Here is a 14,681-nt window from a genome sequence, read left to right as displayed (position 1 = left end):
ATCAAACCAGTTGGCTTATATGCGTTTAAACAATGCTGAACGCGTATTTTTCTCCGCACCATCCGCCGCAGTGAAAAAACGCTCCATATGAATATCGCGCTCAAATAACCGACCTTGCATCAGAGCGCTAATGGCGGCATCAATCATCAGTGGAGGGCCACACAGATAGGCCTTGTGACCGTTAAACCGGCCATCAAAATGCGCGACGGCCGCTTCGTGAACAAAACCAACGAAACCATCCCACGAGTCCTCCTCGCGTGGATCATTAAGCGCAGGTACATAAGTAAAGCGCTCATGCCCTTGGGCCAGTTGCTCGAAGCGCTCTCGGTGATACAGCTCTTCGGTGTTACGCGCACCTTGAAACAAAGTAATCTTGCGGGTGTCTTGGGGATCCCCAAGCAGATCGAGGATCATCGATTCGGGGCTCGATAATCCCGAGCCGCCAGCGATAAATATCACGTCCTTGGGGTCAGACTTACGCACGAAGAATTGACCATACGGACCACTCAACTCAAGCGTTTGGCCAACCTCTAACGCCTCATGAATCCACGTCGTCGCTACACCGCCAGGCACTTTACGAATATGCAATTCAATCTCGTTAGGATTGCTTGGCACAGTGGCAATGGAAAAAGCGCGCGCACCGTCCACCCCTGGCAATTGCAAGTTGACATATTGCCCCGCCTGGAATCTCATCCCAGCCTCTGGTAAACGAAGGCGGACCGCGCGAATAGTTGGGGTCAATGTTTCCATTCCCATCACTGTGGCCGTCCAATCCATCACTTGATGACCAGCAAAGTCTGGATCCTCATCAACATCCGCCTCAATCACCAGATCACTATCGGGCGTGCAACAACAAGCCAAGCGAAAGCCTTCTTCACGCTCCATATCCATTAGCGCAAAAGGTGAGGCATCGCCCACCTCGGCGTCACCTTCCAACACCTGTACCTTGCAAGTGCCGCAAATACCGTGCCCACAAGCGAAAGGTAGCCACACACCTTGGCGCAAAGCTGCATCAAGAATGGTTTGTCCTTCATCAACATCAATGACTTCACCGGTGGGTTCTATGGTCACTTCATAGCTCATGGCATCTCTCCTTAAATGGCCGCATCAGCCAAGTCAGAGAGGCACGGCGTGATCAAGCGCAACTGAGACTTATGATCGATACCATTGTTGATCAGAGACGCCTCAAGACGTGGCGCGAAGCCCTCACCATTAAGACGCCATTTTGCATCGTCAAAGCGTAACTGCTGGCTTTCAGGATGCGGCGCTAGGGCGGGGTGCAGCATGTCATTCAGGAAATCGCTAAATGACATGTTGGGATCGGCCAGAAAAGTCAGCGGTGCGCAAAATAGCAAGTGGCGTTCCCACATTACATACACCAACTGGTTGCCATGGAAATTCTCAACCCTATCGCGCACAGGGCCTTGGTAGTTAGGGTAATTGGCATTAACAGTCATGGTCTTCTCTCCTCAGACGGCCTGTTTCCACTGCTTCCAGCGACGCTGCTCCGAGGACCCCTCAAATTCGAGGTTGTCCTCCCCCATTTCGATGCGATAGTACTCACCAATCACTTTTTCCATATCTTCACCGCCGCAATTTCCTTGTAAAATCTGATGTACCGGCAGCCAAGATTGAACATATTTTTCTGGCTCATTCTGGAAAATATCGCTGCATCCATCAGAACAGAAATGATAGCGATCTCCCTCATAAACCGTATCCCGATGGCTTAACAGCGTGTCATCATCCGGCTCAGTAATGGCTAATGGCACTTGGCAGACCTGGCACAACTGAGGCAAAGTATTGTTATAGAAGCGCTCACCTTTGGCGGCTTTTTCAGCCAACAATTCAAAACGGGGGCGGTATAGCCGATCGAAAGTATCGGGATATTTTTCAGACAACCAATCCATTTCCTTGGCATTAGGCACCCAGGTATTAAACGCAGTGGCATGGCCGTACTGATAAAAGATAAACCACGATTGATGGCTAACATGATCTTTACCAGCGACTGTTTGCTCAGCATATTTGGGCGGACGAATACCGTAACGCTCAAGCTCCTTGAATAGCGCCCCACCCGCCTGCTCGTAATACATCTCCCACGCTTCAGCCCAAGACATCACCTTATTGGGCAGCATGTAGTCCATCATCATGCCAACAATGGACAACAGCCGATAACCACGCCACAGCCACTTATCCAGCCATTTCTGCACAATCGGTACATTGTCTTCGTGCTGCTCAAGAATGAACTTTATGATTTCAAGACCCAGCGTCATATGCCGCGCTTCATCAGACTGAGCCGAGAAACCGAAGGTCACGGTATTCATATCGCCGTTATAAGCAGCGCCAGACATAAAAGGCAAAAATAGCAAGTTAGTCAGCACATACTCAAAGGAGAAAGAAATCGCGGTCAGGAACTCGAATGGCCCAGCAGTAGAGGCATCTTCAAAGAACGACTTGGGCACCGACAAGTACCACACTCGGTCAAACATATGCGGAAAATCATGCATGCCGCCAAAGTATTTATTGTAGTGGCTCATGGCATGAATTTGGGTTTGAGTATGGCGCAGCTCGTCAATAGATTGCATCTGACAGGCAATGCGTGCGCCTACTCCACCGAATTGACGACCCACTCGGGCGTAGCCTTTGTACGCATTGTATTCAAGTGGTGTTACAGCAGTAATGAACAGCTTTACCGCATTCAAATAGCGCGGATCACTAATATTCATTTGGCCATTATTTTGAGATACCGCATCAAAAATGGCGTAGAGCTTACGCTCTTTTTCCGCTTGAAATTTCCAATAATTGTCCATAGTCAAGCGGAACGGATCTTCCCATTGGCTCCAGTCGGTAATCTTAATACCTTCAAAGCTTTCCTGAGGAAAGATATCTTCGTGGCGCTGATAACTAGACTCCCAGGCCAAATCCCGGGTCATGATCCGATAGCGTTCTTTCATATTTAAGCGCTTGCTGGCTTTAGCATTCATCGAATGAATTCCTCAAGGTTTATCGTTGTAATATCTTGAAAATCAGCTATTCCAATAGAGCGTAAAGCTATCGTCATCTTCATCAACATTACCGCCGATGCTAATCATGTCGATTTGTAGCTCTTGGGTATCCCAGTCTCGGCCAAGCTTTTCTTCAACAGTTTGGCGATATACTGTCAAGCGGTTATCTGCTTCTATACGAATCATTGCCGGGCTGTGCTTAACCTCAGCGCCGGGGTTATCTTCACTAATCGCCTCAACGATAAAGCGCGAATTTTCATTATCTTGTAGCGCAATAAACACACGTGACATGGAAATCTCCTGGTGAGTTGATGGCTGGTTCAGTGATGACTAGAAACAGCATCGGCACTGAGGCTTAGCTTGGTTAATCGCTTGGCTAACAAAGCTTGTGAATCAGCAATAGCCTCCGTACCAATGATTGGCTCAAGCGCATCCACGGCACGCTCATTCCAATGCTTAATCCAGTGGTTTAATTGCTCTCGATTGGCGTCACTTTCTGCAGCCAAGGCTTTAAATAAGGCATCAATAAAGCGCGTACTATCTTTAAACCACTCACGCATAAAGTCAGTAAGCATGACGATATCACTACCACCCAGCTTGTCTAGCTCTGCATCAAAGTGATCGTTCAGATAGGGGTATAGCAAACCATCAAGCACTAGGTTTTGCGCCACACTCAGTTCTGCCCAATCTTTAATAACAAAGCTATCTTCAACATAGCGACGAAGCCCCTGCCAAGCAGCATCTTCCATCCATAACTGTTTGGCCTCGGCCAATACCACACCAGGTGTATCATCAATCAGCAGGCCAATACGCGACACATATTGAGCGGTCGCTAGACGATCCATACCATGAAACATATGCGCTTGGCTGATAGTGGTGCCATAAGCATCACCAGCAATGCCAACGTTGTTCATGTTGGCCCCCATTTCCATATGCCGAAGTGGTAACAGGGTTTTGGTCACCAACTGCTTGGCTTCACTGCTTAAGCGGCTGCCTAGATTGCGCTTCTCAAAAAAACCAAAACTACTCTCAGTGTTTTTTTGCATCGCATCTCGGCTAGCTACCCAAGCACCATAATAGAACTGACGTGGATCACTAAAAACATACCAATCACGCATTTTCAGCGCGGTATGGTTAGGGTCATAGAGTTCAAACTGATGATCATAAAGCGGCCGGTAATGAAAATTACTGGTTGGCTGAATGTCGAAACTGGCTTCCTGATAACGAGTTGCCGGTTTGTCACCAAAGCGGCGTTTTGTATGGCCATAAGTCTGTCGAATTGGCTCGATACTGGTAGTTTTTATTTCAACGCTCATATCAGCTCCTGGCTTATTTTTGTCAAGAAATTAGAGATGTCATCTACTTATAACTCAGCTCGGAACCAGCATCACCATAACGCCACTTTTCCATCTGCTGGTCGACCTCATGGGCCTGCTCGTCACTCATAATGGTCACCGCATTACGTTGACAAAACGTCTCAAAGGCTTGAGGCGGCAAAATTAGCTCGACGAATAATTCTGGATTCTCAATAGCAAAATCGAACTCCACAAAACGCTCATCGCGGCTACGCACTCTAACGAAGCAGCACAGCGATGGAGGAATAGCCGAATCTGTCATAGAACACCCCCTGAGTATTTGTTGTTCTAGCTTGATGCACACTTATTCTTTACCGCTATTGCTGGCTATCAAGACTCTTTCAAAAAGCGTGCCAACTTAGATAAAAACAAAAATTAACAAATATATTCAAATGGTTATAAACAAAAAACTGAGATAAAATGACCAAAAAATCATCCGAGGTATTCAGGCATTCATGAAATGCTGCAACGCAGCTTTCTCAAAACATGAAAACAATTGAAATGCACAGAACCATAATCGTGCTGATACACAGAAATTACTTATTAAGAACGTTCTTTATAAAAATCATTTCAGGTGCCTAATGACTACTAGCACGGTAACATTTGGCTCTTCTGGCAATGCCCAGAACGAAAAATTAATATAATTATCAAAACAATAAACTGCAGACCTTGACGAGACACATCATGCCAAAAACACCAAATAACATGCCAAAATCCATGTCACCCCCTCGATACCCTGACAGCCAAGACATTATTGCTAAGCTGCGATTTCTGCCGGATGAAGGACAAATATGGCTTGGCGAGCAACGCGTTATATTGATGCAAGTACAAACCATGGCAACCTTCCGAAAGGAAATTATTAACACCATGGGAATTAAACGGGCCCGAGGTTTTTTTATGCGCCTTGGCTATTATTCGGGTATCAAAGATGCAGAGCTGGCCAAGGAAGTACGCGGCCAAGATATGTCGATAGAGGACGGCTTCATGACTGGCCCTCAGCTACATACGCTGCGCGGGCTGGTTAAAGTGGTACCCATTGCTCTAGAGATCGCCCCTGAAAAACAACATTTCTACGCAGAGTTTGAGTGGCAAGACTCTTTTGAAGTTGCCACCAACGACACTGTTCTCGATCACCTGAAAGAACCTTCCTGCTGGATGCTACTAGGCTACGCCTGCGCTTATTCTAGCCAGTTCATGAACCAGGAAATCCAGTATCGTGAGGTAGAGTGCCGTGACTGCGGAGACGAGCGCTGCCGTATTATCGGCAAACCCGCTCAAGAGTGGGAAGATCACGAAGCGTTTGCAGCACTATTTCGCGAAGACCCTTTGATCGACGAGCTCTATGAATTGCAGTCTCGAATCGCCTACTTAGAAGATGATATTGCCCGTCATCGCGGCGACGAAGAACATCGCCCCATCGGTAAAACACCCGCATTCCTAGGCGTGCTAGACCTGATCGACCGTGCTGCGAGTTCAGATGTACCGATTATGCTGCTCGGCGAGACAGGAACCGGCAAGGAGATTCTCGCCTATCGCATACACCAGCAAAGTGACCGCGCTAATGCGCCTTTTATTGCTGTGAACTGCGCGGCGATTCCACCTGAACTCATCGAATCCGAGTTGTTTGGCGTTGAAAAAGGGGCTTATACCGGTGCCGTACAGTCTCGCGCCGGGCGCTTCGAGCGTGCTCATGGGGGCACACTATTTCTCGACGAACTCGCCGAGCTATCGCCTCGCGCCCAAGCAGCGCTTTTGCGCGCTCTACAAGAAAAACAGATCGAGCGAGTCGGCGGACAAACCAGCCAACATGTTGATGTGCGTATTGTTGCCGCAACTCATGGCGACTTGGCTCAACGAGTCGAAGATGGCCGCTTTCGAGCAGACCTTTTCTATCGACTTAATGCCTATCCTGTCGTCATTCCTCCCTTACGCGAGCGCCGTGACGATATCACGCTATTGGCAACGCATTTTTTGGAACGCTTCGAACAGCAATATCGCATTAAAACCCTCGGCTTCACCGACCAGGCCACAGCCGCTCTTCAGGCACAGACGTGGCCAGGCAATATTCGAGAACTACAGAACACGATAGAACGGGGCGTTATCTTGGCTGGCGAAAATAAATCGATTGATGAAAAAGCACTATTCAGCCATCTGAAAAGCTACCCGGCCCGTGCAGAGCGCGGCAAATTGCTAACATCAGGAGGCTACATACAAACAGACAGTGAACATGATAACCAAGCCAACGATGCCTTCCTCAGAACACTTTGCGAAGATATTCTGGCTCAGGGCATTGGGCTAGAGAAACTTGAAGAAACAATGCTGGAGTACGCCTATCACGAGTCCAAAGGCAACGTATCCGCTGCCGCTAGACGCCTGGGGCTGAGTCGCGCCGCACTGGATTACCGACTAAAGAAACGAGAAATGGGCTAAGTCCTGCCAAGCAGTGTTACCCATTACATGTACAACGATACTAGGCATTACCCGCTGCAATACATCACAGCAGGTAGTGCCTATTCAAAACTACATCACTTAATAAACTCAGTAAGCTTACTTAACTGGAAAGCTCTTGTATCACAATATTAGCGCCAGCACTCAATGCATTAAGCTTAGCCCTAGCAACTTGACGAGATAACGGCGCCATGCCGCAGTTAGTGCTGGGATAAAGTTTTTCAGCATCAACGAACTGAAGCGCTTTTCGTAGCGTCCTGGCTACGTCTTCCGGTGTTTCGATAGCATTGGTGGCTACGTCAATCGCCCCCACCATAACTTTTTTTCCTCGAATAAGCTCAATAAGCTCCATTGGAACACGAGAGTTCTGGCATTCTAGAGAGACAATATCAATATTGGATCTCTGAAGTTTAGGGAACGCTTCTTCGTATTGGCGCCACTCAGTTCCAAGAGTGTTTTTCCAATCGGTATTTGCTTTTATGCCATACCCGTAACAAATGTGCACTGCCGTTTCGCACTTCAGTCCTTCAATGGCTTTTTCCAACGTAGCGACACCCCAGTCATTCACCTCATCAAAAAAAACATTAAATGCAGGCTCATCAAACTGAATGATATCGACCCCCGCAGCTTCTAATTCACGAGCCTCTTGATTCAGTATTTTGGCAAATTCCCATGCAAGCTTTTCACGGCTTTTATAATGGCCATCGTACAGCGTATCGATCATCGTCATAGGGCCAGGCAAAGCCCATTTTATCGGCTGCGTAGTAAGCTGACGTAAGAATTTGGCATCATCCACAAACACCGGTTTCTGACGCGATACCTCACCCACCACAGAAGGAACACTCGCATCATAACGGTCGCGAATTCTTACCGTCTCGCGCTTATCAAAATCAACGCCATTAAGGTGTTCAATAAATGTTGTAACAAAATGTTGGCGCGATTGCTCACCATCACTGACGATATCAATACCCGCCTGCTGTTGCTCATGCAACGACAGTCGCAATGCATCTTGCTTACCTTCCGTTAACCCCTCTCCCTGCAATTTCCAAGGTGACCACAACATCTCCGGCTGCGCGAGCCAAGAAGGTTTAGGAAGACTACCGGCCGTCGAAGTAGGTAACAATTTTGCCATGATGCAATATCTCGTGATAGGTAAGCCAAAGCGTATAGCTTATATAAAGATTTAAAAACTTATCAAACTGCAAAATTAGCGGACCAATGATCCAGCATACTTCTGTATGGCTTAATAAAGTTTTCCTCAACAAATTTTCCCTGCTCAGTGGCTAGACGCCCCCGCTCTTCTCGGTCATAAACAATTCGGGTCAACGAATAGTCTTGCTGATTCAGGCTGGGCTGGTAAAACTTTCCAGCCACAGAGTTAGCATTATAAATCTCAGGGCGATAAATTTTTTGAAATGTGTCCATAGTGCTTATTGTGCTAATAAGCTCAAGATGAGTATAGTCACTAAGCAAATCACCCTTAAAATAGAATGCCAACGGTGCAACGCTGCCCGCAGGCATAAAATAGCGAACCGTCATTCCCATTTTTCTAAAATACTCATCCGTCAAGGAGTAGTCTTTCTGGAGGTACTCCACACCCAACACAGGATGATAATTTTCCGTGCGATGATACTCTCTATTACTCGATACGCTAATGCAAATAACCGGAGGATTATTAAAGTGATTCTTATACGCATCCGAATTTAAAAATGCTTTGAAAAGCTTGCCATGTAAATCACCAAAATCACTTGGAACGCTAAAGCCTTCCCTTTCCCTGTTATGCTCCTTAAGCACGATACTAAAATCATAGTCTCGCACATAAGAAGAGAAATTATTTCCAGCAACTCCTTCTATTCTCTCACCATTTGATTTATCTAAAACAGTTGTTTTCAACACTTCAATGAGAGGGAGCCCTGCATCATCAGAGCAGGCATCAACTAGCATTTCAACAGAAACAATATCAATTTCGACAGCATAGCGATCACCTTTTGGGTTATCCCAGTCTGCCAAAGCATTAAAACGATTATCGATCATCCTCAGAGTATTGCGCAAATTTTCTTCACGATTCTCTCCTCGGGCTAAGTTAGCAAAGTTAGTCGTTATTCGAGTATTTTCTGATGGCTGATAATGTTCATCAAATCGAATACACTTAACAGTGAATGCAAAATCCTTGTTCATACAGACACACCATCCTGCTTTATGAAATATGAATTGTGGCTTCTTTTTATTGAGTAAATTTTCATCGTTACTCTTGGATCGTCGCCGGCAATCCAATCAATCACTATTCACTCATTCGAGTTTGCCAAGCTTGATATAAGAAGAACCGAGACTGCAGGGCACCCTCAGCGGATACACCACGACTGATAAAGTAGTGAGAAGGATTATCGAAACTATATGATCATGAGGCAAGCTAAAGATACTCATAACAAACATTAAAATAATTCATACTGAGATAGCATTAGCGAAACCACCACTTGTGGCATGCTTTATTTTGCTTCCGAAAACCACGGGAAACGGCCGTACTTAAAGGGGGGGGTTGTTGACCTCTGGACGACGCCTTGAGGCAGGCCTCTGTTGCTGCGGCCAGCGCGCAATCAAGGCAATGACCACGATGGAAAAGACGATGCGCACGCCGAGCACTGCCCATAGCTCTGCCCCTAGCAGAAGGATCAGTAGTGTGTCTTCGATGACACTGTGGCATAGCCCCAGAAAACACAGCGCTAGGATAGCGTCTCGGCGGCTCATAACACCGGCATTCAAGTCTCGAATCAATAGCCCGGCGCCATAACTGAGGCCAAGGGTAACGCCGATTACCGTCACATTGGCGGCACCACGGCCGATACCAAGAAGCCTCAGCAGCGGCGACAGCGCCAAGTGAACAAGGCGCTCAAGGTTGAAGAACCTGAGCACTTCCAACAGTGCCATCAGGGCGAAAATAATCACGAATATCAATCCGAGGGTCGACAGTTGGCCCACCAGCCAATGACCCACTCCGTCAGCTGGGGGCTCAGGCCGCCAAGCTAGCTCAGCGGCCTGCTGACCATACCCCAGCCATCGCGCGCCCAGTAGTCGATAGCTCCAGTTAACCAGTGCCGCGAAAACCAAAGCGCCCCCGACTCTCAAAACAATGGTCGCCCACCAAGGCACACCGGCTCGTTTGGCAACGGCGCCCTCCACCGGTAACGAATGGCCGATTAGCAGCAGCGCACCCAGAACGGTGACTTGGGTGACGCTCAGCGAAGCATCACCCGTGACTTCGAAGAACACGACCAGTCCAGTGAAGATATTCGTCAGTAACGTCGCCGCCCACACAATGCCCAACTCCGGCGGCAGCCCAAGCAGCTCCATTAGCGGCCCCAGCGCCACACCAACCCACTGGGTAGCGCCGACCATCTCCAGCACCTTCACCACCAACAGCGCCGGCACCATCACCTTGAGCAAGGTAACGAAGACCCCCAGCGCATCAACGAACAGCCGCCATAGAGCAATAAAAAAGCGCGATAAAAGCATACGAGATTCCAGGCCGAGGACAAAAAAGGGATTACTATTTTACCCAAAAGCCCGCAGAATCTTCTTTAAAAAGCACCATATACAACGTATTTTATATTCTTTAATATCAGTATTATGAATAATATGCACATTGATACCATAGACCGCCGCCTGCTCGACCAGCTACAACGCGACGCCAGCCTGACCAATCAGGCACTGGCAGATGCCATTGGCCTGTCACCGTCGGCCTGCCTCAAGCGGGTTAAGCGACTCAAGCAAGTCGGCATCATCGAGCGCCAGGTCGCTCTACTGAACCCCGAGGCCCTCGGTCCGTGCCTGCACATGGTGGTGGAAGTGATCATGGAGCGGGACCATAAGGTGCTATACCAACGCTTCGAGAAGCGTGCTCTCGCCGCTGCCGAAGTCAAGCAGTGCTACAAGGTCACCGGTGAGATCGACTTCGTGCTAATCGTGACAGTGCCAGACATGGCAGCCTACGACCGCTTCTGCGACGCCGTACTTTACGCCGATGACAACCTGAAGAAGTTCCGTACCCTGATTTCACGTAAGCGAAGCAAGTTCGACACCGCAGAACAGCTCATCACCGATAGCGTATGACGATAAGCGTCCAGCACTCATCACTACGCGAGTCGGCTCGGTCAGCTAGCACCTGTTGGGCCTAGGTGACAAGATGAAAGAAGCCATTCAGGCACTCAAAAAACGTATACCACGTGCCGCCAGCGGACTTCTTAACTGATCTGGCAGCGCTTGATCGGTGATCACCACATCGAAATCAGCAAGCTCCCCCGCCGTGCAGCGTAACTGGGTCGCAAGCTTGGTGCGATCGAGCACCAGCACCCTCTGCGCGGCGTGGGCGAATAGTGCCTCCCTCGCCATCACTTCGTCATCGTTGTAGTCATACAGCCGACCATCGTCGTCCATGCCCCCCACCGACACAATACCCACATCGGCCCGATAGCGCTGAAAGAAGCGCCAGGCATCACCGCCGATCACGTCCTTGTCGCGGCGCCGAATACGCCCACCACAAACCACTACCTCGCAGCTCTGATGACATAGCGCCATCGCCGCATGCAGGTTATTGGTGATGACTTGCAAATCCTGATGAACGCCGAGCCGCAACGCCACCTGTTCGACCGTGGTTCCTGTACCGAGAAACAATACCTGGTGGTCTTCAATCAACTCTTGGGCGAGGGCTGCAATGCGTCGCTTGCCGTCGATATTGATGATGGCACGCCGATCAAAGTCATCATTTTCACGGCCCGGAAAAGGTAGCACCTCACCTTGGCGACGAAGCACCAGACCGCGCTCGGAAAGCGCCCGAACATCCGCGCGAATGGTCTGCACCGAAACCTGAAGGTGCCGTGCCAGGGCAGCCGGCGACTGACTACCCGACTCATGGATAAGGGTCAGCAAATGGCGGCGGCGTTCATGACGATCCAGTAAAACTCCAATCAGCGAAAGTCAGTGGCAGGAAAACGAAAGCTAATCGCGTTCAAACGAAAGCTTACTGTCACCATGTTGTAAACAGATGACATTACCCTTGTAGGCAGCTCTCGCATCGACCCACTCGTCGCGGGAAGACCATCCAATCCGCACGGGCTGGATAAACAGACTGAATAATTCGTCCACGCCACTGCCTCAAGGAGCGCTTCATGTCTACCACTCGTAACTTCATCACCGTCGCTCGCCACCTCACACCACTCCTGTCAGCCACCAGTCTTATCGTAATGGCAGCCTCAGCCCAAGCCGCCGAGACGACCCTAACGCTTTATACCAGCCAGCCCAGCAGCGATGCCCAGCAGACCATCGACGCCTTCGAGGCAGCCAACCCAGATATCAGCATCGAGTGGGTACGCGATGGCACTACCCGTCTGATGGCGCGCCTGCGCTCAGAGTTAGAGGTGGGCGTAAGCCGCCCCGACGTACTACTAATCGCCGACGCCGTTACCATGGAATCGCTAATCACCGATGACCTCCTGCAGCCCTATCAGAGCCCTGAGCGCGATGCCTTCGATACGCAGCTATACCATAGCGATGGCTATTACTACGGCACCAAACTGATCACCACGGGCATCGTCTACAACAACCGTGCAGCTGAAGCTCCGCAAAGCTGGCAGGATCTGACCGACGAGGCACTCAAGGGCCAGGTGACAATGCCAAGCCCGCTCTACTCTGGTGCTGCGCTGATTCACCTAGCAAGCCTGACCGACAATACCGCACTTGGCTGGGACTACATTGAGGCACTGGCAGCCAATGACGCCGAGGCCCAAGGCGGTAATGGCGGGGTATTCAAAGCGGTAGCCTCCGGCACCAAACCCTACGGCGTGGTCGTCGACTTCCTGCCGATTCGCGAGGCTATTAAGGGATCACCGGTGACTTTCGTGTTTCCCGAGGAGGGTTCAAGTGCAGTCACCGAGCCGGTCGCCATCATGAAAGATGCTGACGACGTTAATGCGGCTCGGCGCTTCGTCGACTTTGTGATCTCAGAGCCTGGCCAGCAACTGGTCAGCGAAATGGGTTATCTGCCAGCTCGCGATGACATTGCACCACCGACAGGCTTCCCGCCCCGAGAAGACATTACGTTGATGCCGCTCGACAGCGAACGGGCTCTGAACGAAGAAGCTGCCGCCAAGGCTCGCTTCTCTGAGTTATTTGGCGACTGATGATGGAAAACACTTCTCAAGGGGCGGATCGCCAGCGCCGACTGCTAACCGCCCTAACAATCCTGATAGTGCTGGTCAGCTTAGCGCCAAGCGTCCGGCTCATTATTGAGGCGCTTGGTGGGCTTGAACTCAGAAACGAAGCGCCACTCGCCCAAGTCCTCAGTGCTCCCAGCACTTGGCTGGCTCTGTGGCACAGTCTAGTCACCTCGGCTTTGGGTATGCTGATCGCCCTAGCACTCGGGAGCCTTTTTGCTTTCATCATCACCCTGACCAATGTGCGCGCCAAAGGCATCTGGGTTTTCTGCTTCATGTTACCGATGATGATTCCACCCCAAGTCACGGCCCTTGCCTGGCTACAATTATTTGGCCCCGCAAGCCCATTGTTGGCAAGCCTCGGATTGGCTCCAGCACTCGGCAGCCCTCAGCCTTTGTACTCACCGGCCGGCATCGGTCTGTTGCTAGGCATCCAAAGCGCTCCTCTGGTGTTTCTGGCGCTGCGTACGAGCCTGCTATCGCTACCCCGAGAATTGGTCGAGGCAGCTCGCATCCAGGGAGCCAACCAGCGCCAAGTGTGGGGCCAAATCATCGTGCCCATCACCCGTTCGGGGCTGGTCGCCGGCGGAGCCATGGCCTTCACCGCCAGCCTTGGCAATTTCGGTATCCCTGCCATGCTCGGCATTCCCACGGGCTACCTGGTGCTGCCAACCCTGATTTATCAACGTATGGCTAGTTTCGGTACCAACGTACTCGCTGAGATGGCTGGGCTATCAGTGCTGATCGGACTCTTGGCACTGGTCGGCGTAGCCCTGCAACAGCACCTGCTACGCCGCAGCCGATTCGGGCTAATCGGCCATGGCGGGCGCGCGCATGACTTCTCCTTGGGACGTTCTCGAACCCCGTTGGAGGTAGGCATGGGGCTTGTGCTGGCGATGATTCTGCTCGCTCCGCTTACAGCACTGGTGGTCGGCTCACTGGTGCCCGCTATGGGCGTACCTCTTAACGCCACCACCGCAACTCTCGATGCTTACCGCGAAATGCTTGGTCGCCAGGGCGTTACCTGGCGAGCCATGTCTAACAGCCTATGGCTTGCTGGCGGCGCGGCCCTGGTGCTGATGGCAGTGTGCCTGCCGCTGGCCTATCGCCTGGGACGCATGCCAGAGCGGCTGCAAGCCTGGCTACTGGGAGTTATCGAGATTCCCTATGCGCTACCAGGCGTCGTCTTGGCAGTAGCCTGCATTCTGCTTTTCGTACGCCCCCTGCCGCTGATTGAGACGAGCCTCTACGGCACCCTGACGATCATCTTGATCGCCTACCTGGCGCGCTTTTTGGTGGTATGCCTGAAGCCCGTCACGGCGAGCCTGGGACAGCTCGACGCCTCACTGGAAGAGGCCGCACAGCTGGCCGGTGCCAGCCCCTGGCGGCGTCTGATGACTATCATCATGCCGCTGACTGCGCCTGCCCTCGCCGCTGGCGGAATCCTGGTCTTCCTGACTGCGGTCAACGAGCTAACCGTATCGGCGCTTTTATGGAGTGCCAGCAACGAGACCCTCGGCGTATTAATTTTCAACCTCGATGAGGGCGGAGACAGTGTGCTGGCCTCAGCGGTCGCCGTGGTAGTCGTTCTCCTAGTCGCCGCCCTGATGCTTACCTTAAACCTGATGGCCGGTCGTCTGCCCCGTGGCGTGATCCCCTGGAAGGAGTGA

14 protein-coding genes are annotated in these 14,681 nt (G+C 50.8%); 4 read left to right on the top strand and 10 right to left on the bottom strand.

Features of this window, described 5'->3' with window-relative positions:
• Positions 1–15 precede the first annotated feature (15 nt).
• From H616_RS0113505 to H616_RS0113480, 6 genes are read right to left on the bottom strand one after another with little or no spacing between them, the layout of a single operon-like run.
• Positions 16–1,083 (bottom strand): NADH:ubiquinone reductase (Na(+)-transporting) subunit F, encoded by a 1,068-nt coding sequence (locus H616_RS0113505; protein ID WP_027967825.1) that lies wholly within the window; start codon positions 1,081–1,083, stop codon positions 16–18.
• 11 nt (positions 1,084–1,094) lie between these two features.
• Positions 1,095–1,457, bottom strand: a complete 363-nt coding sequence (locus tag H616_RS0113500; RefSeq protein WP_027967824.1) for a phenol hydroxylase subunit P4 — start codon at positions 1,455–1,457, stop codon at positions 1,095–1,097.
• 12 nt (positions 1,458–1,469) lie between these two features.
• Positions 1,470–2,981 (bottom strand): aromatic/alkene/methane monooxygenase hydroxylase/oxygenase subunit alpha, encoded by a 1,512-nt coding sequence (locus H616_RS0113495; RefSeq protein WP_027967823.1) that lies wholly within the window; start codon positions 2,979–2,981, stop codon positions 1,470–1,472.
• A 42-nt stretch (positions 2,982–3,023) separates the two neighbouring features.
• Positions 3,024–3,293: an MmoB/DmpM family protein gene (locus H616_RS0113490; protein ID WP_027967822.1), complete on the bottom strand. Its 270-nt coding sequence runs from the start codon at positions 3,291–3,293 to the stop codon at positions 3,024–3,026.
• Positions 3,294–3,322: 29 nt separating this feature from the next.
• Positions 3,323–4,318, bottom strand: coding sequence for an aromatic/alkene monooxygenase hydroxylase subunit beta (locus tag H616_RS0113485; RefSeq protein WP_027967821.1), 996 nt, complete (start codon positions 4,316–4,318; stop codon positions 3,323–3,325).
• A gap of 43 nt (positions 4,319–4,361) precedes the next feature.
• On the bottom strand, positions 4,362–4,619 hold the full coding sequence (locus H616_RS0113480) for a phenol hydroxylase subunit (protein WP_027967820.1): 258 nt from the start codon (positions 4,617–4,619) through the stop codon (positions 4,362–4,364).
• A 455-nt stretch (positions 4,620–5,074) separates the two neighbouring features.
• Here H616_RS0113480 and H616_RS0113475 point away from each other — a divergent pair, with 455 nt between their 5' ends.
• Positions 5,075–6,787 (top strand): sigma-54-dependent Fis family transcriptional regulator, encoded by a 1,713-nt coding sequence (locus H616_RS0113475; protein ID WP_205619104.1) that lies wholly within the window; start codon positions 5,075–5,077, stop codon positions 6,785–6,787.
• A 121-nt stretch (positions 6,788–6,908) separates the two neighbouring features.
• Here the strand turns inward: H616_RS0113475 and H616_RS0113470 are convergent, their stop codons facing one another.
• From H616_RS0113470 to H616_RS15125, 3 genes are all read right to left on the bottom strand, one after another.
• Positions 6,909–7,937, bottom strand: a complete 1,029-nt coding sequence (locus H616_RS0113470; protein WP_027967818.1) for a methionine synthase — start codon at positions 7,935–7,937, stop codon at positions 6,909–6,911.
• A 62-nt stretch (positions 7,938–7,999) separates the two neighbouring features.
• On the bottom strand, positions 8,000–8,983 hold the full coding sequence (locus tag H616_RS0113465) for a DUF1852 domain-containing protein (protein ID WP_027967817.1): 984 nt from the start codon (positions 8,981–8,983) through the stop codon (positions 8,000–8,002).
• Positions 8,984–9,328: 345 nt separating this feature from the next.
• Positions 9,329–10,315, bottom strand: coding sequence for a hypothetical protein (locus H616_RS15125; RefSeq protein ID WP_051234309.1), 987 nt, complete (start codon positions 10,313–10,315; stop codon positions 9,329–9,331).
• Between the two features lie 123 nt (positions 10,316–10,438).
• On the opposite strand from H616_RS15125, the gene H616_RS0113455 reads away from it, so the two are divergent.
• Positions 10,439–10,912, top strand: a complete 474-nt coding sequence (locus tag H616_RS0113455; RefSeq protein ID WP_027967816.1) for an Lrp/AsnC family transcriptional regulator — start codon at positions 10,439–10,441, stop codon at positions 10,910–10,912.
• Between the two features lie 87 nt (positions 10,913–10,999).
• Here H616_RS0113455 and H616_RS0113450 read toward each other — a convergent pair whose 3' ends face one another.
• Entirely contained in the window at positions 11,000–11,728 is a 729-nt protein-coding gene (locus H616_RS0113450; RefSeq protein WP_338035755.1) for a DeoR/GlpR family DNA-binding transcription regulator, read from the bottom strand.
• 314 nt (positions 11,729–12,042) lie between these two features.
• Between H616_RS0113450 and H616_RS0113445 the strand changes: the two genes are divergently transcribed.
• On the top strand, positions 12,043–12,978 hold the full coding sequence (locus tag H616_RS0113445; protein WP_240470609.1) for an ABC transporter substrate-binding protein: 936 nt from the start codon (positions 12,043–12,045) through the stop codon (positions 12,976–12,978).
• Positions 12,979–12,980: 2 nt separating this feature from the next.
• The gene (locus H616_RS0113440; protein WP_420835262.1) at positions 12,981–14,681 is read left to right on the top strand and encodes an ABC transporter permease; all 1,701 of its coding nucleotides are present in this window, start codon (positions 12,981–12,983) and stop codon (positions 14,679–14,681) included.

This window comes from Halomonas halocynthiae DSM 14573 (assembly GCF_000425725.1).
In the GTDB taxonomy this organism is placed as follows: Bacteria; Pseudomonadota; Gammaproteobacteria; order Pseudomonadales; family Halomonadaceae; genus Halomonas; species Halomonas halocynthiae.
This window is presented reverse-complemented; position numbering and strand designations above follow the sequence as displayed.